Genomic DNA, 23,538 nt, shown 5'->3' with positions numbered 1-23,538 from the left:
TTTTTAATGAGTGGCTTCATTGATTAAATCAAGTAGTCCATTGACAATGGCGCTTTCTGCATATCCGGGTTTTAATCTGGAAGAAAGTACTTCAAATGTCTGAAAACCATAAGCTGCATCATTAGGTATATATCCAGAACGTGCTGTTCCATTTGTTATTGTTGCCATCATTGTGCGTGTATATGGAGATTCATTTTTCAATCTGACTGCTATATAATTAAATATTTCTGCATTAACAGATGTAATAGGTATATTGTCTAGCATAATTAGACCGAGACGGAGCTCAATCGGGTCTGCATCTTCATATTTGCCTTCGTAGCCAGCTCTTCCTTTATTTAATCGGTTACGTCCTGGACAAGTTATAATTTTGCTTCCCGTATTAATTGGAATAACTGTTTCATAACGTTTGATATTACGCATAACATGTTGAACTTCTTCTCCTAACATTTGCCCCATAGATATGATGATATCTTTCTGTTGTTGCATTAGTTTTGCTACTTGAGGGTTGTTCCGGTCAAGCCCTGTGCCTCCTGGAGGCATTGCATTTGAGATATCTTCGCCTCTTTTTGCATATTCCTTAATACGGATATCTCGTAACTCATACGTCTGATTGAAGTAAATCGGGTTTTGGTCACCACTGGCTCCGGTTGACCATACTGCTATTATTTCATTATCAAAAGTGTCTTCTATGTATTTGGAAGTTGTTCCTGGTACATCTCCACTAATCATATCCAACTGCCCTGCTGCAACAGCATGCATTGCGTAATTATAATATACTGCGATGGGTTTGTTATCCATTGTTTTGAAACAGATGACTGCAACTGTTTTATCTGATATCCCTTCATAGTTGGGGCCTTCCCACCAGCCGTGACGTTCTTGATCAAAAATATTGCGATTGATATTGATATATGAAACTCCACTACCATATCCTATTTGGGCAGGTTGTAGTTTGGATGTGGCTTCTTTAATGGAAGAGAATATTTTTTCATTCAAGACTTCTGGTTTTAAACGTGCTCCACTATGTGTATGTGACGCTGTAATCATTATATTATTTTGGGGTATTCCAATTTCCGTCTCAACCCGTTCTGTTATAGTCTTCCATTGAGCATCACTGATACCACCTATATCTACTGTAACCAATGCTGCTTTCGTATGATTATTATCAATTACAATAGCTCGGCTATGAATATGGTCAAGGATACCGAAAGAATTCGGTGGTAATTCATCTTGATTAGGAGTAATGTCCACTTTTGCAGCTCCAACCCTTAATGTTCCTTTGGGACCGTTTTGCGCATAAGTAGGACTTACAAGCATTATGGAAAAAAGCATTATAGCTAATCCATACATTTTTTTTGCTTTACATGTTTTCATGGTCTTAATAATTTGAGTTTAACTTAATATATTATTTATTTTATAACAATGGCAAATATAGCGCTAAGAAAATGAAATGCTTGTCAAATATGTTTCAAAAACTATGAATTTTGTTACCTCAGCATTGTTCTACAATGCTGAGGTAACATTTGTTATAGTAGTTGCAACATTAATTATGTCCAGGCTTCTTTTTTTGTTGTTTCTTTGCAAAACCTTATTAATATAATACCATTAAACATGAAACATTTATTAACACAGTGGCAGATGGCAGTAAAATGGAGTATAGCATTATTCGCAAGTTTGTGCTGTTTACTCTTTTGGGGTTGTAAACAAGCTACTCATTTTCAGATGCAATTAGAGCATATGAATGAGTTGGAAAGTATTATTTATGTGGAAGGACAAGCAAAAATATTGCTTCTTCCAATTCAAGAGTCTGCAGATGAATCTCTTTTGCAAATAGAGAGTGGGGACGGGAATAAAATTATGCAGACTTTAGACGTACATATGGCAGTTGACAGTATAGATTATTTTGTTCCTCTTGATTTAGATAATTATCGGCAGGGTAGTGGAGAGACTATTATGATTCGTATGAAAGGACTCTATAATAATGCTGTTACGTGGGATGCTATAGAGCTGGTTGATACTTTTGATACTACTAACCGTGAAACTTTTCGTCCAATTTACCATCACACACCTTTGTATGGTTGGATGAATGATGCCAATGGATTGGTCTATAAGGATGGAGAATATCATCTTTATTTTCAATATAATCCTTATGGCTCTGTTTGGGGGAATATGCATTGGGGACACTCAGTCAGTAAAGATTTGATGCATTGGGAGCATAAAGCACCGGTGATTGCTCGTGATTCTCTGGGACATATATTTTCAGGTAGTTCTGTTGTAGATGTAGAGAATACAGCTGGTTATGGTGCAGGAGCTATTATTGCTTTTTATACTTCTGCAAGTGAAAAAAATGGGCAAATTCAGTGTATGGCTTACAGTAAAGATAATGGGTATACTTATACTAAATATGAAAAGAACCCTATTCTGACTCCTTTTGATGGGATAAAAGATTTTCGTGATCCCAAGGTCTTTTGGTATAATCCTGAAAAGAAATGGATTATGATTGTTTCTGCTGATAAAGAAATGCGCTTTTATGCTTCGTACAATTTAAAGGATTGGACATATCTTAGTGCGTGGGGAGAAGGATATGGTGTGCAACCTCGTCAATTTGAATGCCCAGACATGGTCCAATTACCAGTTAATGGTAATAAGGATTATATGAAATGGGTTATGATTGTCAATGTAAATCCTGGTTGCTATTTTGGGGGAAGTGCTACACAATATTTTGTAGGCAATTTTGATGGGACGAAGTTTGTCTGTGATAGTCCTAAAGAGACAGTAAAATGGCTGGATTGGGGAAAGGACCATTATGCAACAGTTTGTTTTTCAAATACTTGTGATAGGGTTATTGCAATACCTTGGATGAGTAATTGGCAGTATGCAAACATCGTTCCTACAAAACAGTTTCGTAGTGCTAATGCCTTGCCTCGTGAGTTAGGGTTGTATGAACAAGATGGTGAATTTTATGTATCAATAACTCCTGTAAAGGAAGTACGTGATATACGTAAAGAAGTGAGGGAGATATCTACATTTATGGTTGATACCGAGTATCATGTGGATACATTGTTGAATGAGAATAGTGGGGCCTATGAAATTGAAATGCAGTTTGTCAATGGTACAGCAAATATAATGGGGTTTAAACTATTTAATGAAAAAGGTGAAGAGGTTGATATTTACTTAGATTTATTAGAAAGTAGATTAGTAATGGATCGCACGAAGAGTGGTATTGTTGATTTTGGTCGTAATAGTCAATCTCATATACTTGAAACCCATGATAAACGTATGAAAACTTCGATTAATTATATCGATGATTTTGCTCTTGCTACTTGGGGGCCTATAGTAAAAACAATGAGCCATACTTTAAATATATTTGTTGATAAGTGTTCTGTTGAGATTTTCCTTGATGGTGGTAAGGTAGCTATGACTAATTTGGTTTTCCCTAATGAGCCATATAATCGTATGAGTTGTTATGCAAAAGGTGGAAGCTACAAAGTGAATAATTGCAGAATTTACAGATTAGGATTTTAAAAAATAGGATATAATTATGCAAAAAACGAATTCCTTGGCAAAGCTCTTTCCGGTCATGCTTTGCTTCTTCGCCATGGGCTTTGTGGATTTGGTGGGCATCGCCTCCAACTACGTGAAGGCCGACTTGAACCTGACCGACTCGCAAGCCAACATATTCCCGTCTCTGGTGTTCTTCTGGTTCCTCATCTTCTCCGTACCTACGGGTATGCTGATGAACCGCATCGGACGCAAGAAGACGGTGCTTCTCAGCCTTGTCATCACGTTTGCCTCTTTGCTTCTCCCGGTTTTCGGAGACGGCTATGTGCTGATGCTGCTCTCGTTCTCATTGCTGGGCATCGGCAATGCGCTGATGCAAACGTCGCTCAACCCGCTGCTTTCCAATATCGTAAGCGGCGAGCGGCTGGCAAGTTCGCTCACCTTCGGACAGTTTGTAAAAGCCATTGCTTCGTTTCTGGCTCCATACATCGCCATGTGGGGAGCTACGCAGGCCATTCCGTCTCTGGGCATGGGCTGGAGGGTACTGTTCCCGGTCTATATGGTCATTGCGGTGATTGCCATTCTCTGGCTGAGCGGTACTTCCATCCGTGAGGAAAAGGAAGAGGGACGCCCTTCCACCTTCGGGGAGTGCCTCGCCCTGCTGGGCAAGCCGTTTATCTTTCTCTGCTTCTTGGGCATCATGTGCCATGTGGGCATTGATGTAGGTACGAATACCACAGCGCCCAAAATCTTGATGGAGCGTCTGGGCATGACGCTGGCCGATGCCGGCTTTGCCACCAGCCTTTACTTCATTTTCCGCACGGCGGGTTGCTTTCTCGGAGCCTTCATCCTTCAGAAGATGGCTCCCCGAACCTTCTTCGGCATCAGCGTGTTATGTATGTTGGCGGCGATGGTAGGGTTGTTCGTTTTCCATGAAAAGACAATGATATACATTTGCATTGCCCTTATCGGTTTCGGCAATTCGAACATCTTTCCGGTTATCTTCTCCCAAGCGTTGCTTGCTATGCCACAAAAGAAGAACGAGGTTTCCGGCTTGATGATTATGGGGCTCTTCGGCGGTACGGTATTTCCGATAGCAATGGGCTTGGCAAGTGATGCTGTAGGACAAAGCGGTGCCGTGGCTGTGATGACGGTAGGGGTAGTGTACTTGTTCTTCTATATGCTGCGTATGAAGCGGTAATCTTTGTTCGCAGGCTGCGGATACATATCCCAAGGCTGCGGATATCTGTCCCAAGGTTGCGGATGTCTATCCCAAGCCTTGGGATAGAGATAATCCTTAGTTCTTAGAGACTTTTTAATAGATAATTGGCAACTTTTCATTCTATAGTTAGGAACTTTTTTATTAGGTTTGCAGTGGGTAGGACATTGAGTTTGCCGTGAATAAAATATATCATTCATTAAACAATATAATATTATGAATAAGATAATAGTAGGTATGGGCGAGGCTTTGTGGGACTGCCTCCCCGAAGGAAAGAAGATAGGCGGTGCTCCGGCAAACTTTGCTTACCATGCATCGCAGTTTGGTTTCGACAGCCGTGTGGTCAGTGCCGTAGGTGCCGATGCGGATGGGGACGAGATTCTGGATGTGTTCGCCCGGAAGGGGCTGCGCACGCAGATTGAGCGCGTGCCTTACCCCACGGGAACGGTGCAGGTGACGCTCGATGCCGTGGGCGTGCCGTGCTATGAGATAAAAGAAGGCGTGGCCTGGGACAACATTCCCTTTACCGACGAACTGAAGCGTCTGGCACTGAACACGCGTGCCGTATGTTTCGGCTCTTTGGCGCAACGCAGTGAAACAAGCCGCATCACCATCAACCGTTTTCTCGACACGATGCCCGATGCGGAGGGGCAACTGAAGATATTCGACATCAATCTCCGCCAAGGGTTCTATACCAAAGAGATACTCTGCGAATCCATGCGCCGCTGCAACATCCTCAAGATAAACGATGAGGAACTGGTGACCATCAGCCGTATTTTCGGCTACCCGGGCATCGACTTGCAGGACAAATGCTGGATTCTGCTGGCCAAGTATAACCTGAAGATGCTTATCTTGACTTGTGGAACGAACGGCAGCTATGTGTTCACTCCGGGAGTGGTTTCCTTCCAGGAGACACCCAAGGTACCGGTGGCGGACACCGTTGGAGCCGGTGACTCGTTCACGGCAGCCTTCACCGCTGCCATTCTCAGCGGGAAGCAGGTGCCCGATGCCCATAAACTGGCGGTGGAAGTCTCTGCCTATGTATGTACCCAGAGCGGTGCCATGCCGGAATTGCCGGACGCCTTGAAAGAAAGGCTGGCATAGATTTTTCTTATTCTTTTCACATTTTTCGCTATCTTTGCTCATCTGCAATCTTAAATCAGAGGAAAGTGAAGATGAGACAGCATAACCTTCGGATTTTATTCTTTTTGCTCGTGCTTTGGGGAGTGGCGGTTGCCTGCTCCCGGCGCGAGGCACGTTTCCGTATCGGCGTTTCCCAATGTAGCGAGGATGAATGGCGGCGCCAGATGAACAGTGAGATACTCCGTGAAGCCCATTTCTACGGAGATGTGGAGGTGGACATCCGTACTGCCGTCGACGATAATGACCGTCAGGCAAAAGACATTCGTGAACTGATAGCCGAAGGGGTAGACCTGCTGATTGTGGCCCCTAATGAAGCCACTCCGATAACTCCGGTTGTGGAGGAGGCATACAACCGGGGCATTCCGGTGATTGTAGTGGACCGTAAAATCCTTTCGGACAAATACACGGCCTACGTCGGTGCAGACAACTACGAGATAGGGAAAGCTGTGGGAGAGTATGTGGCCAATGTGCTGCACGGGCAGGGAGATGTGGTGGAAATCTCCGGTTTGGTGGGCTCTACACCTGCCGTAGACCGTCATCAGGGATTTGTGAAGGCTATATCCGCTTATCCCGGTATCCGGTTGCTGGCCGCTGTAGACGGTGCCTGGTTGCAACTCAAGGCCGGAGAGAAAATGGATACCCTGCTGAGCCGCTTTCCGCATATCGACCTGGTGTATGCGCAGAATGACCGTATGGCGGCCGGAGCCTATGCTGCCGCTGCCCGCAAGGGGCGGGAGAAGGAAATGCGGTTCATCGGCATAGACGCCCTGCCCGGCAAAGACTACGGAGTGGAGAAAGTGCTTGCCGGCGAACTGGATGCCACGTTTATATATCCTACCGGTGGCGACCGCGTGATGCAGATTGCCATGGATATCCTGAACAAGCGTGATTTTCCCCGTGAAACTATCCTGGGCACTTCCGTCGTTGACCGCGACAATGCTCTCATCATGAAGATGCAGACCGCCCACATCGGCACCCTGGATGGAAAGATAGAAACCCTGAACGGAAAGATAAACCAGTATTTAGCCAGTTATGCCACGCAGCAGGTTGTCTTGTACGGCAGTCTGTCCGCCCTATTGTTGCTGGTCGGCTTGTTGGTGGCTGTCTACCTCTCCTTGCGTGTCAAGAATCGGTTGAACCGTGAGCTGTCCATGCAGAAAAAGAAATTGGAGGAACAGAAAACCCAGTTGATACAGCAGAAGGAACTGTTGGAAGTACAGAAGTCGCAGTTGGAACAGCTTTCCCATGAACTGGAGGAGGCTACGCATGCCAAGCTGGTGTTCTTCACGAATATTTCGCATGATTTCCGTACTCCGCTGACATTGATAGCCGATCCCATAGAGCAGCTTCTTGCCAACCGCACCCTCGACGGACAGCCGCGCCAGCTCCTCGAGCTGATGAAAAAGAATGTGCATATCCTGCTTCGCCTGGTCAACCAGATACTTGATTTCCGAAAGGTGGAGAACGGGCGCATGGAGCTCCATCTCGAACCTTTTGATTTGCTCGACAGTTTCCGGGGCTGGAACGACTCTTTCCGCATGGCGTTGCTGAAGAAACATATTGCTTTCAGCTTTGAGGCATCTTCCGATACGGACTTCCGGATGATGGCGGATGCAGAGAAGATGGAGCGCATTTACTTCAATCTCTTCTCCAATGCCGTGAAGTATACGCCGGAGAACGGGAAAATCACCGTACGGTTGTTAAAGTCGGAACAGAACTACAGTCTGTCCGTCTTCAATTCCGGCAGTTACATTTCTTCGACCGATGTGGAAGCTATCTTCGAGCGCTTCTATCAAGTGGACGGGCATCAGGCCGGTACCGGTATCGGACTGGCGCTGGTACGTGCCTTTGTAGAGATGCATGGTGGTAACATTGCGGCACGCAGTGACGAGAAAGGCACTACTTTCACTGTCACTTTCCCGCAGCAGGATGTTTCGCAGTACCATCCCACTATAGTGACGTTGCCTGCTGAAGAGAAGGACGTGTCGTCTACCCTGATAGATACGGAAGTGAAGGCAGGCGAAGAGGTGGTTGAGGCTGATTGTCCTACTGTGCTGGTAATTGACGATAATGCGGATATCCGCAGCTATGTGAAGTCGCTGTTGTCGAACGAATTCCGTGTATTGGATGCGGCGGACGGGGCAGAGGGTATCAGGCTGGCCATGAGGTATGTGCCGGATGTGATTATCTCGGATGTAATGATGCCCGGTATGGATGGTGTGGAATGTTGCCGCCGTTTGAAGAGCGAGTTGCAGACATGCCATATCCCGGTGATTCTGCTGACGGCCTGCTCGCTGGACGAACAGCGTATCCAGGGCTATGACGGCGGTGCCGATTCTTATATTTCCAAGCCGTTCAATTCGCAGCTGCTCTTGTCTCGTGTCCGCAATCTCATTGCAAACCGCCGCCAGTTGAGGCAGTTCTTCGGAGATAACCAGACTATTGAGAAGGAAACCATCAGTGATTTGGATAAGGGTTTCGTCTCCCGCTTCAAATCGCTTGTCGAGGAGAGGATGAAAGATGCGGAACTCAATGTGGAGGATTTGGGACGGAATATGGGTATGAGCCGTGTGCAGCTTTACCGTAAGCTGAAATCGCTGACCAACTATTCGCCGAATGAGCTGCTGCGCCAGATGAGGTTGAAAAAGGCTGCCTCACTGCTTGCCTCCTCTGATATGACAGTAGCGGAGATTGCTTATGAAGTGGGCTTTTCGTCACCTTCCTATTTCACAAAATGCTATAAGGAACAGTTTGGGGAGAGCCCTACCGAGTTTCTGAAAAGAAGGGGATAACTATTGCCTATCCCCTTGTTCTTAATACACGTTTGTTTACTTCTGTTTGATGATACCGGAACTTATTTCAGTATTTGGGGCAGGTTTTCTCTTCCCCAGAAGTAGTAAACACAGATTCCAATCCAGCTTGTGAGCAGGATGATGATTGCGACCAAGAGCTTCTTTACTCCGTCTACCGGCCATCTCATGATTTCGAGTACAGCCTTGACTGCAAGGACCACCCCAATAACCCAAATAATAAATCCGATCATAACTTTTTGATATTTAATGTTTTTATTTAAAACAAATAGAGGCTGCATCCAGTTCGGGAACAGCCTCTATTTTCTATTTAGTAATTAAGGAATTACTCTGTAACTTCAGCGCCCCAGTTTTCTTTGGAAAGACGCTTGTAGCTGTTGTAGCGCCATTTAGCGTTTTCTTCGGCGGCCTTGAACAGCTCTTCGGCTTCCTGCGGATATTGCTTCATTACGGATGCGTAACGAACTTCACCCTTCAGGAAGTCTTGGAATCCGCTCCAATCCGGTTCCTTGCTATCCAGCGTGAACGGATTCTTGCCTTCGGCTTCCAAAGCCGGGTTGTAACGCCACAAGTGCCAGTAACCGCACTTAACGGCCTTTTCCTCTTCTGCCTGGCTCTTGCCCATGCCTGCCTTCAGACCGTGGTTGATACACGGAGCGTAAGCGATGATGAGTGACGGGCCGGGATATGCTTCTGCCTCGCGGATAGCCTTCAAGGTTTGAGCCTGGTCGGCACCCATAGCGATTTGAGCAACATATACATAACCGTAAGTAGTAGCCATCAGACCGAGGTCTTTCTTACGTACGCGTTTACCGGCAGCGGCAAACTTGGCGATGGCGCCTACCGGAGTAGCCTTGGAAGACTGACCACCTGTATTGGAGTAAACCTCAGTATCCAGTACGAGGATGTTGACGTCCTTACCGCTTGCAATTACATGGTCGAGACCACCGTAACCGATGTCGTAAGAGGCACCGTCACCACCGATAATCCACTGGCTGCGTTTAACCAGGTATTGAGACAGACCGGCGATAGTCTTGCAGCTGTCGCATTTGTCTTTGGCTGCTTCTACCATCGGGATGATCTTTTCGGCCAGTTCCTTGGTCTTGTCTGCATCGTACATGTTTTCAATCCAAGCCTGGAATACTTCTTTGTATTCAGCCGGAGTTCCTTCTGCTGCGATGGCATCTTCCATAGCCTTCACGATACGTGCGCGCATCTTTTCGTTGGCAAGCTCCATACCCAAACCGAATTCGCAGAAGTCCTCGAACAATGAGTTTGCCCAAGCAGGACCGTGACCCTTTTCGTTCTTGGTATAAGGAGTAGAAGGTACTGAACCGGAGTAGATGGAAGAACATCCTGTTGCGTTGGCTACCATTTCGCGGTCACCGAACAACTGGGAAATCAGTTTAACGTACGGAGTTTCACCACAACCGGAGCAAGCGCCTGAGAACTCGAACAACGGAGTAGCGAACTGGGAGTTCTTCACGTTGGCCTTGATGTCAACCAAGTGTTGTTTGCTTTTCACGTTTTCAGCACAGTAGGTCCAGTTAGCAGCTTCCGGCAATTGGCTTTCGAGGTGTTTCATAGTCAGAGCCTTGCCACCCTTCTTCGGGTTGCCCGGACAAACATCGGCACAGTTGCCGCAACCCAGACAGTCGAGAACGTCTACTTGAATACGGAATGTCATACCGTCAAATGCTTTACCTACAGCCTTCAGTTGAGTGAAGTTGGCACCCTTCTGCTCTTCAGCATTGAGTACGAACGGACGGATGGAAGCGTGAGGACAAACGTATGCACACTTGTTACACTGGATACAGTTTTCAGCGTTCCATTCGGGAACGAATGCAGCTACACCACGTTTCTCATATTTGGCAGTACCTTGTTCCCAAGTACCGTCTTCAATACCCTTGAATGCAGATACCGGCAATAAGTCACCGTCTTGTGCGTTGATAGGACGAACCACTTCGTTGATGAATGCAGGATCGTTGTTTTCAGCCTTGGCGTCGTCTGCCAAATTGGCCCAAGCCGGGTCAACGGTCAGTTGCTTGTATTCGCCGCCACGGTCAACTGCTGCGTAGTTCTTGTTGACAACGTCTTCACCCTTCTTGCCGTAAGACTTAACGATGAACTTCTTCATCTGTTCTACAGCCAGGTCAACCGGAATAACGCCGGTGATACGGAAGAATGCGGATTGCAGGATGGTGTTGGTACGGTTGCCCAAACCGATTTCTTGTGCAATCTGAGTAGCATTGATATAGTAAACAGTGATATTGTTCTGTGCAAAGTACTTCTTCACCTTGTTAGGCAGGTTCTTGGCCAGCTCTTCGCCTTCCCAGATGGTGTTCAGCAAGAAAGAGCCGTTCTTACGCAAGCCGCGGGTTACGTCGTACATGTGCAGGTAAGCCTGAACGTGGCAAGCCACGAAGTTAGGCGTGTTTACCAGGTATGTAGAGCGGATAGGAGTATCACCGAAACGCAGGTGTGAGCAGGTGAAACCGCCTGATTTCTTGGAGTCGTAAGAGAAATAAGCCTGGCAGTGCTTGTCGGTATTGTCACCGATAATCTTCACAGAGTTCTTGTTGGCACCTACTGTACCGTCAGCGCCCAAACCGTAGAATTTGGCTTCGAACATGCCTTCGCCGCCCAATGCGATTTCTTCTTCCTGGGGCAGAGAAGTGAAGGTAACGTCGTCTACGATACCGATAGTGAAGTGGTTCTTCGGCATCGGCATAGCCAGGTTCTTGTAAACGGCGAGGATTTGTGCGGGAGTAGTGTCCTTGGATCCCAAACCGTAACGGCCGCCTACGATAACCGGAGCATTCTCTGCACCGTAGAAGCAGTCTTTTACGTCGAGGTACAACGGTTCGCCGTTAGCACCCGGTTCTTTCGTACGGTCCAGTACGGCAATCTTCTTGGCTGTCTTGGGAACGGCGGCAAGGAAGTGCTTGGCAGAGAACGGACGATACAAGTGGACGGCAACCAAACCTACCTTTTCGCCATTGGCAACGAGGTGGTCGATAGCTTCGCGGGCAGCTTCTGTTACAGAACCCATGGCGATGATAACGCGTTCTGCATCTTCTGCACCATAGTAATCGAACAAACCGTACTTGCGGCCTGTGATTTTGGAAATCTCGTTCATGTATTCCTCAACGATAGCCGGAACTGCTTCATAGTAGTTGTTGCAAGATTCACGGTGTTGGAAGAAGTGGTCAGGATTTTCGGCCATACCACGGGCAACCGGGTTCATCGGGTTCAATGCACGTGCGCGGAATTCAGCCAAAGCTTCCTGGTCGATAAGCGGAGCGAGGTCTTCGTTCTCCAGCATTTCAATCTTTTGGATTTCGTGAGAAGTACGGAAACCGTCGAAGAAGTTGACAAACGGAACACGGCTCTTGATAGTAGCCAAGTGAGCTACACCGGCCAAGTCCATAACTTCCTGTACAGAGCCTTCGGCCAACATGGCAAAACCGGTCTGACGGGTAGACATTACGTCCTGGTGGTCACCGAAGATACACAGTGCATGGCTTGCCAATGTACGTGCTGATACGTGGAATACACAAGGCAGGAATTCACCGGCAATCTTGTACATGTTAGGGATCATCAGCAACAGACCTTGTGAAGCTGTGTAAGTGGTAGTCAGCGCACCGGCTTGCAGAGAGCCGTGAACGGCACCTGCAGCACCGCCTTCTGACTGCATTTCCTGTACCAATACTGTTTCGCCGAAGATGTTCTTGCGACCTGCGGCAGCCCATTCGTCTACGTATTCAGCCATCGTAGAAGAGGGGGTGATGGGGTAGATGGCAGCTACTTCGGAGAACATATACGAGATATGTGCAGCAGCCTGGTTACCATCACAAGTAATGAATTTCTTCTGTTTAGTCATAACTAAATTGAATTATTTATTTAAGTGAAAAAATCTCTCTCTTAATACAAGAAACCGAATAACCAGAGAGGTATTTGGTTGCCTCGGCCTATTTCCGCCTTATGCAGTACATAAGTAACTCCCGGATTATTCTTTATCTTTGTTCCTTCCGGACAAATCTTGAAAGGCATCACCTCATCTACCATGAATGAGATGTTCTTGTCGCCCTTGTTCACTTTGTGGTCCTTCCACATTGTGTTGGCAAAGAAAGTGTCCAATACGTCTTGCTCTTCCACCTTGACGGGATAGATGGAATACATCAGATTTGAATTGTGCATCATTATCTTCGACGGCTTCTTGGGGAATTCTTCTCCCTTCGGATAGACCATATTGATGAGCCGTGCGTCTGCCAGATACTTGATGTAATTCATTACTGTGGCGCGGGAGGTCTGTATGTCGTTTGCCAGTTGGCTGACATTCGGCGCTTTCGGCCCGTCCACGGCCAACAAATATAGTAATTTCTTTATCTTCGAAAGGTATTTCAGCTCAATTTGTTTGATGAGCAGGATATCCACTTCCACCATCATGTTCATCGTCTTGAGCAGATTCTCCGAAAAGTTACGCTTTTCAAGGAAGAATGGGTAGAAGCCGTGGTGCATATAGTCCTGCATGTAGTCCAATGGACGTACTTTGGAGAGGATGCCTTTGGCTATCTGTTCGTGGTTGCTCAGGATTTCTTCCAGCGGATAGGCATGGAACTTCATGCCCGTCTGCAAGTTCAGGTATTCGCGGAAGGAGAAGCCGCGCAGGTTGTAGCTTTTCACAATGTCGCGCAACTCCAGATTCTCTTCTTTCAGGCGCATTACGGAGGAACCGGTGAATACGATTTTCAAGTTGGGGAAACGGTCGTAGCATATGCGCAGCTCCTTGCTCCACTCCGGGTATTTGAATACTTGGTCTATCAACAGTACTTTTCCTCCGCGGCGCTGGAATTCGGCGGCGAACTCCACGATGCCATGTCCGGAGAAGTAGAAGTTGTTCATGTTGATGAAGAGGCAGGAGCGGTCTGTGCCGAATTTCTCTTTGGCATATTGCAGCAAGAAAGTAGTCTTACCTACGCCTCTTGTGCCTTTGATACCGATAAGACGGTCATTCCAGTCTATTTCGTCCATTAGGTCGCGGCGTACGGGGGCATTGGTATGCTCTACGAGATAAGCGTGTGTACGGTAAAATGCTTCCATGCTTTAAATTCGGTTTATCGGGCGACAAATATACGGCTTTTTTATAGATTTGCAAAGTAGAGATGGCAAAATATTATATAACTTTGCACTCTCATACAAAACGTGAGTAATTGGCTAACATTTGAAAGATGGAACTTTATGTGTTCAATCCTGATGCAGATATGGCATTGGGAAATAACGAAGAAAATTATATGGCGCCCGCTACCATCCGCCGTATGGCTGAAGACCTGGCTTTGTTACCGGTTTGGTATGCCCGGCCGGGTAGTGGGATATTGGCCCCTTCTGCTTATAATGCAGATTATCTGAAACGGATGCAACAGTTGTTCCGGCTGGATGTGCATTTGGTGACAGAGCCGGAGCTGCCCGATTATGCTGATGTGCGGGTAATGCCTTGGGGATGGAATCCCGCTATCCGTAAACGGATGTTGAAAGGCGGTGTCCTGGAAAGGAATCTTCCTACACCGGATGCTTTGGACAAGTATCGTATGAAAGCTGCCCGTAGTAACGCTTTGGCTTTTCGTGCACTTTTCTATTCCAATAAAATAGATTATACTTGTGGTGACGGTTGTTGCTTGGTGGAGGCTGATGGTGGAACTACGGCTATCTCTCCGGATATTATTGGTCGTTACAAGGAGGGATGTGTGTTTAAATCACTTTGGTCGGGAAGTGGGAAGGGATTGTGTTGGTGCCGTCATGGCTTTACGAAAAATGTTTCCGATTGGTGTAGTAGGGCGCTGAAAGAAAATGGAGGTTTTGTGATGGAGCCTATATTTGATAAGGTGGAAGATTTTGCCATGGAATTTTATTCGGATGGCCGGGGAAAGCTTCTTTTTGTCGGCTATTCCCGTTTTGTTACGGATGACAAAGGGGCATATCGTGGTAATATCCTTACTTCGGATGAGCAAGTGGAGGAATGGATTCAGCAATATGTACCCTTTGAAGCATTTGTACGCATACGCAATATGATGCAGAAAGCATTGGAAACGAGTTATGCTACATCTTATATGGGTTTCTTGGGTGTGGACATGATGGTCTGCCGTCAGAAGGAAGGGCATCCGTATGCCATCAACCCCCATGTCGAAATAAATCTACGGATGAATATGGGAATCGTTTCCCATGTGCTTAGTGATCATTTCATTGTCCCCGGTGGGGAGGGACGTTTCTCCATCGATTGCTTTCCGACCCATGAAGCTTTGATGGAGCGGCATGAGCAGGATGCGCAAAGTTATCCGCTGGTGGTGAAGGACGGCAGGGTTGTTTCCGGCTATCTGCCTCTGGTTCCGGTCACTCCGAAGAGCCGTTACCGGGCTTTTGTCTGTGTCACTGCTGCTGAATAGCTTTGCTTTCGTTTCCGCAACGGTCTATGGCTGTCACGGCAAAATATTTTCGGGCAGTCCACGGGCGGATGGGGACATAGGTATATTCCGTGCCTTGTACTCGTTGTGCCAGGATATTCTCCGGATTGGAGGTATCTACGGGATAGGTGTCCGAACCGTAGACTACATACATCGGAGCATTCCGCTTGTCATTATCCGTGGCGGGTTGCCAGCTTAGTTTCCAATAGCCGTTTTCCGGTGTTTCCACCGTGAGTCCGGAGGGAGGTGTAGGAGCTACATTGTCTATCCACGGCATGGCGGGCAGCAGGGCCGGGGCGGTATAGAAGTCTTCTTCCAGCGCATCATAAAGCCCTTGTGTATTGTCCATCAGATACTTCACGCGGTAGTGTGCCTCGCCCGCCAGACCGTGGGCGCGGATAAAGTGCATCTGCCGTTCAATCTCGTCCAGCGTCCAGTTCCCTTCGCTGGGGTCGAGGAAGTAGATGCCCAGACCGGGAATGATTTGGCGTCCGTTGCTTTGTTCCTGCCAGTCGAGGGCAAAGGGATAGAAATGATTGCCACGGAAATAGAGCATCGGATAAATCTGGTCCTGGATGCCCTCGCCCAGCCAACCCTGCACGTCTTGATAGACGGTGTGGAAGGCATTCCAGCCACGGGAGGGGTAGCGGGAAGTGTCTTTGTATTTTCCTACCGGGCAGGTGCTGACCTTTACCCAGGGTTTCATGGCTTTTACACCTTTATATATATAGCGTACTATTTCCGTCAGGTTGTCTCTGCGCCATTGGGCAAGGCTGCGTCCTTTGCTGTATTTGCGGTAGTCGTAGCTGTCGGGAAAACGGGGGGCGTTTTCCGGATAGCGCAGGTAGTCGAAGTGTACCCCGTCTACATCGTAGCGTTCCACCACTTCGCGGACAAGGCTCATCAGGTATTCCTTGGTTTGCGGATGTCCGGGATTCAAGAAGTATTCGCGTTTGTAGGGTACGCAGATGGCGCGTCTCTTCTTGGTGACCGACTCTTTGCCGAGGGCTGCCACATGCTTGCGGTTGCCCAGAGGAATGGTCACCATCCAGGCATGGCACTCCATGCCGCGCTTGTGGCATTCGGCTATGGCAAAAGCCAGCGGGTCGTAGCCGGGGTCGCCGCCCACCTTTCCGGTCAGTATGGAGTTGTAGGGTTCGATGGCTGATTTGTAGAGGACATCTCCCCGTGTACGGGTCTGGAACAGTACGGTGTTGAAGTTGGCGGCTTTCAGTCTGTCCAATATTTCAATCAGTTCGGCCTGCTGCTTGCGGATGCTTTCGGGCGAAGTGGCGCGTGTCTGCGGCCAGTCCAGCCCATAGACGGCGGTTATCCAGGCGGCACGTACTTCATGTTTGGGCGGTTGTGCGGCAAGCGGCAGCAAGATGGCTATATATAGTAAAATGGAAATAATTCGTTTCATTTTTCTCTTTTCTTCTTTATTTCTATCATTTTTCTCGGCGAAGATAAGCAAAACACCCGATTATTTTGTGCTGTTTACTTGGAAACTGTTACATTTGCATAGATTAAAGATATTAACACGCCATGATTACATTTACGCTTTGCCTGCTGGCGTTGATAGCCGGCTATTTTATCTACGGACGCTTCATAGAACGCGTCTTCGGTCCCGATGACCGCAAAACACCTGCCCTTACAAGAGCCGATGGTGTGGATTACATTCCACTGCCTACTTGGAAGATTTTCATGATACAGTTTCTTAATATAGCCGGACTGGGACCTATCTTCGGCGCCATCATGGGAGCCAAGTTCGGCACGGCATCCTATCTGTGGATTGTACTTGGCAGTATCTTTGCCGGTGCTGTGCACGACTATCTTGCCGGTATGCTCTCCTTGCGGCATGACGGGGAAAGCCTGCCGGAAATCATCGGACGTTATCTGGGGTTGACCACCAAGCAGGTGATGCGTGGCTTCACCGTTGTCCTGATGATATTGGTGGGAGCCGTCTTTGTGGCAGGCCCTGCCGGACTGCTTGCCAAGTTGACTCCCGAAAGTCTGGATGCCACTTTCTGGATTATTGTAGTATTTGCTTATTATATTCTGGCTACCTTGTTGCCGGTAGATAAGATTATCGGCAAGATATATCCGTTGTTTGCCATAGCCTTGCTGTTTATGGCTGTCGGTATTTTGGTGATGCTCTATGTCAACCATCCCGCGCTGCCCGAAATATGGAACGGCTTGCAGAATACACATCCCAATGCTGCCTTGTTGCCTATCTTCCCTATTATGTTTGTCAGTATAGCTTGTGGTGCAATCAGTGGTTTTCATGCTACTCAAAGTCCTCTCATGGCACGCTGCATGACAAGTGAACGATACGGACGCCCTGTCTTCTACGGAGCCATGATAACCGAAGGCATCGTAGCTTTGATTTGGGCTGCCGCCGCCACTTACTTTTTCCATCAGAATGGCATGGAAGAGACGAATGCCTCCATTATCGTAGATGCCATTACAAAAGACTGGCTGGGCGCCGTAGGTGGAGTATTGGCTATTCTGGGTGTCATTGCCGCCCCTATTACCAGTGGTGATACGGCTTTCCGTTCGGCACGTCTTATCGTGGCTGATTTCTTGGGAATGGAACAAAAATCCATGCGTAGTCGTTTATATATCTGCATACCGATGTTCCTGGTGGCCATCGGGTTGTTGCTTTACAGCCTGCGCGACAAGGATGGCTTTGATATGATTTGGCGCTATTTTGCTTGGGCCAACCAGACTTTGTCTGTTTTCACCTTGTGGGCAATTACCGTTTATCTGGTGCGTGAGAAAAAAGGGCATTATTTTTATATCACCTATTTTCCCGCATTGTTCATGACGGCTGTATGCACCACTTATATTTGCATTGCTCCCGAAGGACTCGGACTTCAGCCGCAGTATGCGCTGCCGATAGCTCTTTTGGCTGCTGTATTGGCCGGCTTCTGGTTTAATATCTGGTATTTCAAGACGACTAAAAAACTTTGGTAATGAAAAAAATAAAGAAATCTACCGGGCTTACGTTGGCCCTGCTTATTTACGTTTCTGCTACTGCCGCTTATTTCCTTCCCCGCAATACGGAAATCAGCGATACTGAGAAGTATGTCACTGTAGCTGCCTCGTATCTCATTGTATTTGTGTTGTGGCTGGTACTTCGCAAGAAGGAGGCGCTGCAACGCAAACGATTCGAAGAAGACAATAAACAACATTGATTATTCACTCAAAAAACAGAACAAGATGAAAAAACTGGCATTATTCGTTTGCTTGCTTGTTGTCACAGTGGCAGCTCAGGCACAGTTTGAAAAAGGTAAGTGGATTTTGAATCCGTCCATCACCGGTTTGGAATTCTCTCATGACACGGGAACCGACAAGACAAGTTTCGGGCTTGAAGCCAAAGGAGGTGCTTTCCTGCTCGACAATGTGGCTTTGCTGGTGCATGCCGGAGCTGCTTGGAATTCCGGAGGGTCTGACCTCGATGTCTATACGTTGGGTGTAGGCGGACGTTATTATTTCGACAAGATTGGCGTGTATCTGGGTGCCGATGTCAATGTAGACCGTTGGGACTGGGGACATGATTTGGATGATACCAAGTTCTCTTTCGGTCTGGAAGCCGGTTATGCTTTTTTCCTGACGCGTACGGTGACCATCGAACCTGCCGCTTATTGGAATATTAACGACGACCGTTCTAAATTCGGCCTGAAGGTAGGTTTCGGATTCTATTTCTAATCTCATTTTGCTACTCCTCCACAGAGTTTGTTTTTGCAAAACATCTGTCATGCTATCACGCGAGGGGGGGTATTCGCCTGACTACAAATGGCTTGTCGCGTGATAGATGGGTGTGATAGATAAATATTCTTACAAGTATCTATCACGCCCATTTTCGTTCCCATTCCGATTGTACTGCATACGTCTTTCATTGATGCTATTATCTTAGTTATCAGCTCTTTCTTACTGCAAAGTCCTGCCAACTTTTTGCAATGCCACTGCAAAGGTGTTGCAGTATCACTGCAAAAGGAATGCAGTGACTTTGCAGTGGCGATACAGTGCCGATTTAGCCGTTATCTTTCCTTTTCTCATGCCGCTATTGCATGTATTCCTTCTATAGTCTTACGAAATTAGGAGTTTTCTTTTTGATTGTGATTGCAGGAATGAGTATATTTGTATCTGATGCTATGAACTTGAAATACAAAATGCCATGAACAGAGTTTGTTTTCTCCTATTGCTTTGCTGCTTGTCATCTTGCCGAATGAATAAAACGGAACGTGTGGAAACGCTTGAAGATTCCGTAGGTACAGTAAGGATAGGCCAATGGATGGGAGAAAAAATAGTGAGCGATAGCCTCAAGATAGGGATTGCGGATGATGGTGACTGCTTGCAAAGGCAATTGCTTGCCATTCACGAAGAACTAGGAAAAAGATTGAATAATACACCATATATACACATTCAGAGGAATGTGACCGGATATGGGGTGGGGTTGCATTGCATCGATATAGATTTGATGGTGAATACTCCCGAGCGGCGGAAAGAGTTCCGGGAGAAAATAATGGACTCCCCCGTTTTCTGTTTTCATGGTGTAGAAGTCCCCGTCATCAACGAGAGAGTAGGCAGGAATCATATTCGTGGCATCCATATCCGTCCCGAATATCCGGTCTTTTCAACGAAAGCGACTCAGGCGACATTCATCCTCAGCAATCACAGCGGCGGAGATTTGACCTGCGGCGAGCATTACTACCTGACGTTCGAAGACGAAAAAGGTACCTGGCGGGAATTGCAGATAAACGCTGCCTTTTGGGACATCGCCTATGTGCTGCGGGATGGGGAGGAAAGGGTTATGAAAGCCTCCCTTTATCCGGATGTGCATCCCAACAAGCCGGGACGCTACCGTTACTTTTATGAGATAACCATCAGGAGGAAACCTGTCTTGATGATGGCTGAGTTTAGACTGACGGACAATGAGGAAGAATGGAGAACGGCGGAAAAGACATCTCTTCCTCCTTATGTCTCGGATGCAGGGAAGGGCGGGAGCCCACAATTGATAACGGAAGAGCCAATGGAAGAACCGGTCTATAAAGTAGTGGAAGTGATGCCCGAGTTTCCGGGAGGCATGAAAGCCTTGATGGATTTTATTCAAAAGAATGTCCGTTATCCGGAAGAAGCCCATAAGAATGGCATTCAGGGGAGAGTTATTGTCAGCGTGGTGATTGACGAGAATGGTCGTGTGGTGGACCCCGTTATTATGCGCAGCAGGTATCCTGCCTTGGATGAGGAAGCATTACGGATTGTAGGATTGATGCCACAATGGAAGCCGGGGATGCAGCAAGGTAAAGCCGTGAAGGTGGAATTTACTTTTCCGGTTACTTTTAAATTGGAGTAGTGGCACCCGGTAAGATTAAGCACAAAGACACGGAGGCATGGAGTTTTATTCTTTTTCCTTGAATTTAATATCTCTGTGTCTCCGTGCCTCTGTGTTCTATTTAAGGAAGAGAGGGGTGTAATTTCTCTTGCAAGAACTGCCCCGTATAGCTTGCCGCACACTTCGCCACTTCCTCCGGTGTACCGGTAGCTACGATGTTTCCTCCTTTGTCCCCTCCTTCGGGTCCCAGGTCTATCACATGGTCCGCACATTTCACCACATCCAGATTATGTTCGATGATGACAATGCTGTGCCCGCGGCGTATCAGGGCATCGAAGGCTTCGAGCAGTTTCTTGATGTCATGGAAGTGTAGTCCGGTAGTCGGTTCATCGAAGATGAACATGGTCGGGTCCGCTTTCTCCTGGCTGAGGTAGAAGGCGAGTTTCACGCGCTGGTTCTCTCCACCGGAGAGGGTGGAGGAGGCTTGCCCCAGTTTGATATATCCCAAACCTACATCCTGCAAGGGTTGCAGCTTCTTCACAATCTTTTTCTGTCCGTGTTGCGTAAAGAATTCGATGGCTTGGTTTACGGTCATCTCCAGTACGTCGTAGATATTCATGTTGTGGAACTTCACTTCCAGCGTGTCCGCCTTGAAGCGTTTGCCGTGGCAGGATTCGCATTCCAGTACAAGGTCTGCCATGAATTGCATCTCCACAGTGATGGTGCCTTCACCCTTGCACTCCTCGCAACGGCCACCTTCGCTGTTGAAGCTGAAGTATCCGGTACTGTATCCCATCTGCTTGGCAAGTGGCTGGTCTGCCCATAGTTTACGGATTTCGTCGTAGGCCTTGATGTAGGTCACGGGATTGCTTCGCGATGACTTCCCGATAGGATTCTGGTCTACAAACTCTACATTGCGCAGGTTCTGCAAATCTCCTCCGATGGAGGTGAACTCGCCCGGGCGTTCGCTGCATTCGTCCAGCTCGCGTTTCAGGGCGCGGTAGAAGATGTCGCGCACCAGCGTACTCTTGCCCGAACCGCTGACACCGGTCACCACGGTCATTACATTCAGCGGGAAGCGTGCCTCCACACCTTTCAGGTTGTTTTCGCGGGCCCCCTTTATTTCTATATAGTTGTTCCACGGGCGACGGTGTTCCGGCAGTGGGATTGTCTCTTCCCCCAGCAGATAGCGCACGGTATAACTGTCACTGTTTTTCTGAAGGTCTTTCATGTCTCCCTGATAGACCACCTCTCCTCCCAAGCGGCCTGCTCGGGGACCGATGTCGATGATATAGTCGGCAGCACGGATAATCTCTTCATCGTGTTCCACTACCACTACCGTATTGCCCAACTGTTGCAGCTGGCGGAGCACGTGTATCAGTTTGTCCGTATCGCGGCTATGCAGGCCGATACTCGGTTCGTCAAGAATATACAGGCTGCCCACCAGACTACTTCCCAGCGAGGTGGCTAGGTTGATTCGCTGGCTTTCACCGCCGGAGAGCGAGTTGCTGAGGCGGTTCAGCGTGAGGTATCCCAAACCGACATCCAATAGGAACTGGATGCGGCTGTTGATTTCTGTCAGGATGCGGCGGGCTATGTCGGCGTCATGTGGGTCTAGCTGCAGGTTGTCGAAGAAGAGCTTCAACTCAGTGATGGGCAAATCTACCAGTTCGGAGATGTTGCGTCCTCCCACGCGTACGTAGTTTGCTTCGGGTTTCAGGCGGGTGCCGTGACATTTGGGGCAGAGCGTCTTTCCGCGGTAGCGTGCCAGCATCACACGGTATTGTATCTTGTACTGGTTTTCCTGCACCATCTTGAAGAAGGCGTTGATGCCCTCAAAGTAGGGTGTCCCTTCCCACAGCATCCGGCGTTGCTCGTCGGTCAGTTCATAATAGGGAGTGAAGATGGGGAAGTCGGCTTTCTCGGCTCCGTGTATCACCATATCCCTCCATTCGCCCATCTTTTCGCCCCGCCAGCATACTACAGCGCCGTCATAGACGGACAAGGAGCGGTCGGGTATCACGAGATGCTCGTCGATGCCGATGACTTTCCCGAATCCCTCGCATACGGGGCATGCGCCGATGGGAGAGTTGAAGGAGAACATCTGGTCGTTCGGTTCTTCGAAGGTGATGCCGTCTGCTTCGAACTTGGTGCTGAAACGATAGAGGCAGGTACTCCCGTCAGGCTGGTAGAAACGCAGTAGGCAGGCACCGTCTCCTTCGTACATGGCTGTTTCGGCCGAGTCGGTGAGGCGGCTGACGGAATCCTTTTCTGAAGAGGCTGTCATACGGTCAATCAACAGAAAAACTGTGTCTCCGGCTTTCGGCTTGTATTCGTCGATGCGCATCATTTCACCATTCACTTCCAGACGGGTGAAACCTTGCTTCATGTCTATCTCCAGTTGTTGTTGCAGCGTGCGGTCTTCGCGCAGCAATATCGGGGCGAGTACGGTATATCTGGTTCCTTCCGGATATTCCAGCATGCACTTCACGATGTCTTCCGCCGAGTGCTTCTTCACTTCCAGTCCGCTGACCGGGCTGAAGGTTTTCCCTACGCGTGCGTAGAGCAACCGCAGATATTCGTATATTTCGGTGGAGGTGCCAACGGTGGACCGCGGATTGCGGCTGCTTACTTTCTGCTCAATGGCAATGGCAGGTGGAATCCCTTTGATGAAATCGCATTCAGGCTTGCTCATACGTCCCAGAAACTGGCGGGCATAACTGCTCAAGCTCTCCACGTAGCGGCGTTGCCCTTCGGCATATAATGTATCGAAAGCAAGTGAGGATTTTCCGGAACCGGACAGTCCGGTGATGACTACGAGTTTGTTACGGGGAATCTCTACGTCAATGTTCTTGAGGTTATTGACACGGGCCCCTTTTATGATAATCGATGTATTTTCTGCCATATCTGTAGGTTGGTTCGGTGGTTTACAGAATGCAAAGATAATGTTTGCTATCCGAATTGTAACAATCAGGCAAGGCAAAAGTGGATTTATTGGGGAGGAAAGATACCCTTGGTTAAGATTTGTTATACTTTCCGCTTTTTACCGGTATACTTAGGACAAAAGAATTA

Annotated in this window: 15 protein-coding genes; 9 read left to right on the top strand and 6 right to left on the bottom strand. The window is 47.8% G+C overall.

Going from position 1 to position 23,538, the window contains the following annotated elements; all coding sequences use genetic code 11:
* Positions 1 to 3 precede the first annotated feature (3 nt).
* Positions 4 to 1,371 (bottom strand): neutral/alkaline non-lysosomal ceramidase N-terminal domain-containing protein, encoded by a 1,368-nt coding sequence (locus DWY57_RS09100; protein ID WP_022401572.1) that lies wholly within the window; start codon positions 1,369 to 1,371, stop codon positions 4 to 6.
* Between the two features lie 237 nt (positions 1,372 to 1,608).
* Here DWY57_RS09100 and DWY57_RS09095 point away from each other — a divergent pair, with 237 nt between their 5' ends.
* From DWY57_RS09095 to DWY57_RS09075, 4 genes are all read left to right on the top strand, one after another.
* Entirely contained in the window at positions 1,609 to 3,522 is a 1,914-nt protein-coding gene (locus DWY57_RS09095) for a GH32 C-terminal domain-containing protein (protein WP_243634666.1), read from the top strand.
* 16 nt (positions 3,523 to 3,538) lie between these two features.
* Positions 3,539 to 4,699 carry an MFS transporter gene (locus DWY57_RS09090; protein WP_022401570.1) on the top strand — a complete coding sequence of 387 codons (1,161 nt, stop codon included), beginning with the start codon at positions 3,539 to 3,541 and terminating at the stop codon, positions 4,697 to 4,699.
* A gap of 234 nt (positions 4,700 to 4,933) precedes the next feature.
* Entirely contained in the window at positions 4,934 to 5,821 is an 888-nt protein-coding gene (locus DWY57_RS09080; RefSeq protein WP_005835617.1) for a carbohydrate kinase, read from the top strand.
* A 71-nt stretch (positions 5,822 to 5,892) separates the two neighbouring features.
* Positions 5,893 to 8,652: a substrate-binding domain-containing protein gene (locus DWY57_RS09075; protein ID WP_119961632.1), complete on the top strand. Its 2,760-nt coding sequence runs from the start codon at positions 5,893 to 5,895 to the stop codon at positions 8,650 to 8,652.
* Between the two features lie 62 nt (positions 8,653 to 8,714).
* Here the strand turns inward: DWY57_RS09075 and DWY57_RS09070 are convergent, their stop codons facing one another.
* The 3 genes from DWY57_RS09070 to DWY57_RS09060 form a co-directional block, all read right to left on the bottom strand.
* On the bottom strand, positions 8,715 to 8,903 hold the full coding sequence (locus DWY57_RS09070; protein ID WP_117601458.1) for a hypothetical protein: 189 nt from the start codon (positions 8,901 to 8,903) through the stop codon (positions 8,715 to 8,717).
* Positions 8,904 to 8,995: 92 nt separating this feature from the next.
* Complete coding sequence (gene nifJ / locus DWY57_RS09065; protein ID WP_119961631.1) at positions 8,996 to 12,553, bottom strand: pyruvate:ferredoxin (flavodoxin) oxidoreductase; 3,558 nt, start codon at positions 12,551 to 12,553, stop codon at positions 8,996 to 8,998.
* A gap of 41 nt (positions 12,554 to 12,594) precedes the next feature.
* Positions 12,595 to 13,773, bottom strand: a complete 1,179-nt coding sequence (locus DWY57_RS09060) for an AAA family ATPase (RefSeq protein ID WP_117965112.1) — start codon at positions 13,771 to 13,773, stop codon at positions 12,595 to 12,597.
* A gap of 128 nt (positions 13,774 to 13,901) precedes the next feature.
* Here DWY57_RS09060 and DWY57_RS09055 point away from each other — a divergent pair, with 128 nt between their 5' ends.
* On the top strand, positions 13,902 to 15,110 hold the full coding sequence (locus DWY57_RS09055) for a hypothetical protein (RefSeq protein ID WP_119961630.1): 1,209 nt from the start codon (positions 13,902 to 13,904) through the stop codon (positions 15,108 to 15,110).
* On the opposite strand, the gene DWY57_RS09050 is transcribed toward DWY57_RS09055, so the two are convergent.
* Positions 15,094 to 16,551 (bottom strand): family 10 glycosylhydrolase, encoded by a 1,458-nt coding sequence (locus DWY57_RS09050; RefSeq protein ID WP_243634664.1) that lies wholly within the window; start codon positions 16,549 to 16,551, stop codon positions 15,094 to 15,096. The two genes, DWY57_RS09055 and DWY57_RS09050, sit on opposite strands and share 17 nt — an antisense overlap.
* A 122-nt stretch (positions 16,552 to 16,673) precedes the next feature.
* Between DWY57_RS09050 and DWY57_RS09045 the strand changes: the two genes are divergently transcribed.
* The 4 genes from DWY57_RS09045 (at position 16,674) to DWY57_RS09030 (ending at position 20,487) form a co-directional block, all read left to right on the top strand.
* The gene (locus tag DWY57_RS09045; RefSeq protein WP_119961628.1) at positions 16,674 to 18,104 is read left to right on the top strand and encodes a carbon starvation CstA family protein; all 1,431 of its coding nucleotides are present in this window, start codon (positions 16,674 to 16,676) and stop codon (positions 18,102 to 18,104) included.
* Positions 18,104 to 18,325, top strand: a complete 222-nt coding sequence (locus tag DWY57_RS09040) for a hypothetical protein (protein WP_005826297.1) — start codon at positions 18,104 to 18,106, stop codon at positions 18,323 to 18,325. Before DWY57_RS09045 ends, DWY57_RS09040 begins: the two co-directional genes overlap by 1 nt.
* A gap of 25 nt (positions 18,326 to 18,350) precedes the next feature.
* A complete protein-coding gene (locus DWY57_RS09035; protein WP_117601448.1) occupies positions 18,351 to 18,839 on the top strand; it encodes an outer membrane beta-barrel protein in 489 nt (162 codons plus the stop codon).
* 469 nt (positions 18,840 to 19,308) lie between these two features.
* Positions 19,309 to 20,487 carry an energy transducer TonB gene (locus DWY57_RS09030; RefSeq protein ID WP_119961627.1) on the top strand — a complete coding sequence of 393 codons (1,179 nt, stop codon included), beginning with the start codon at positions 19,309 to 19,311 and terminating at the stop codon, positions 20,485 to 20,487.
* A gap of 100 nt (positions 20,488 to 20,587) precedes the next feature.
* Here DWY57_RS09030 and uvrA read toward each other — a convergent pair whose 3' ends face one another.
* Positions 20,588 to 23,371 carry an excinuclease ABC subunit UvrA gene (uvrA, locus tag DWY57_RS09025; protein ID WP_119961626.1) on the bottom strand — a complete coding sequence of 928 codons (2,784 nt, stop codon included), beginning with the start codon at positions 23,369 to 23,371 and terminating at the stop codon, positions 20,588 to 20,590.
* Between the last annotated feature and the right edge of the window lie 167 nt (positions 23,372 to 23,538).

Source organism: Bacteroides sp. AF25-5LB (assembly GCF_003602965.1).
In the GTDB taxonomy this organism is placed as follows: Bacteria; Bacteroidota; Bacteroidia; order Bacteroidales; family Bacteroidaceae; genus Bacteroides; species Bacteroides uniformis.
The sequence above is the reverse complement of the archived record's forward strand: the minus strand, read 5'-3'. Positions and strand labels throughout refer to the sequence as shown.

Excerpts from the sequence above, each read along its gene's own strand:
- DWY57_RS09100 (WP_022401572.1), bottom strand. The coding sequence starts at position 1,371 with ATGAAAACATGTAAAGCAAAAAAAATGTATGGATTAGCTATAATGCTT.
- DWY57_RS09095 (WP_243634666.1), top strand. The coding sequence starts at position 1,609 with ATGAAACATTTATTAACACAGTGGCAGATGGCAGTAAAATGGAGTATA.
- DWY57_RS09090 (WP_022401570.1), top strand. The coding sequence starts at position 3,539 with ATGCAAAAAACGAATTCCTTGGCAAAGCTCTTTCCGGTCATGCTTTGC.
- DWY57_RS09080 (WP_005835617.1), top strand. The coding sequence starts at position 4,934 with ATGAATAAGATAATAGTAGGTATGGGCGAGGCTTTGTGGGACTGCCTC.
- DWY57_RS09075 (WP_119961632.1), top strand. The coding sequence starts at position 5,893 with ATGAGACAGCATAACCTTCGGATTTTATTCTTTTTGCTCGTGCTTTGG.
- DWY57_RS09070 (WP_117601458.1), bottom strand. The coding sequence starts at position 8,903 with ATGATCGGATTTATTATTTGGGTTATTGGGGTGGTCCTTGCAGTCAAG.
- nifJ (WP_119961631.1), bottom strand. The coding sequence starts at position 12,553 with ATGACTAAACAGAAGAAATTCATTACTTGTGATGGTAACCAGGCTGCT.
- DWY57_RS09060 (WP_117965112.1), bottom strand. The coding sequence starts at position 13,773 with ATGGAAGCATTTTACCGTACACACGCTTATCTCGTAGAGCATACCAAT.
- DWY57_RS09055 (WP_119961630.1), top strand. The coding sequence starts at position 13,902 with ATGGAACTTTATGTGTTCAATCCTGATGCAGATATGGCATTGGGAAAT.
- DWY57_RS09050 (WP_243634664.1), bottom strand. The coding sequence starts at position 16,551 with ATGAAACGAATTATTTCCATTTTACTATATATAGCCATCTTGCTGCCG.
- DWY57_RS09045 (WP_119961628.1), top strand. The coding sequence starts at position 16,674 with ATGATTACATTTACGCTTTGCCTGCTGGCGTTGATAGCCGGCTATTTT.
- DWY57_RS09040 (WP_005826297.1), top strand. The coding sequence starts at position 18,104 with ATGAAAAAAATAAAGAAATCTACCGGGCTTACGTTGGCCCTGCTTATT.
- DWY57_RS09035 (WP_117601448.1), top strand. The coding sequence starts at position 18,351 with ATGAAAAAACTGGCATTATTCGTTTGCTTGCTTGTTGTCACAGTGGCA.
- DWY57_RS09030 (WP_119961627.1), top strand. The coding sequence starts at position 19,309 with ATGAACAGAGTTTGTTTTCTCCTATTGCTTTGCTGCTTGTCATCTTGC.
- uvrA (WP_119961626.1), bottom strand. The coding sequence starts at position 23,371 with ATGGCAGAAAATACATCGATTATCATAAAAGGGGCCCGTGTCAATAAC.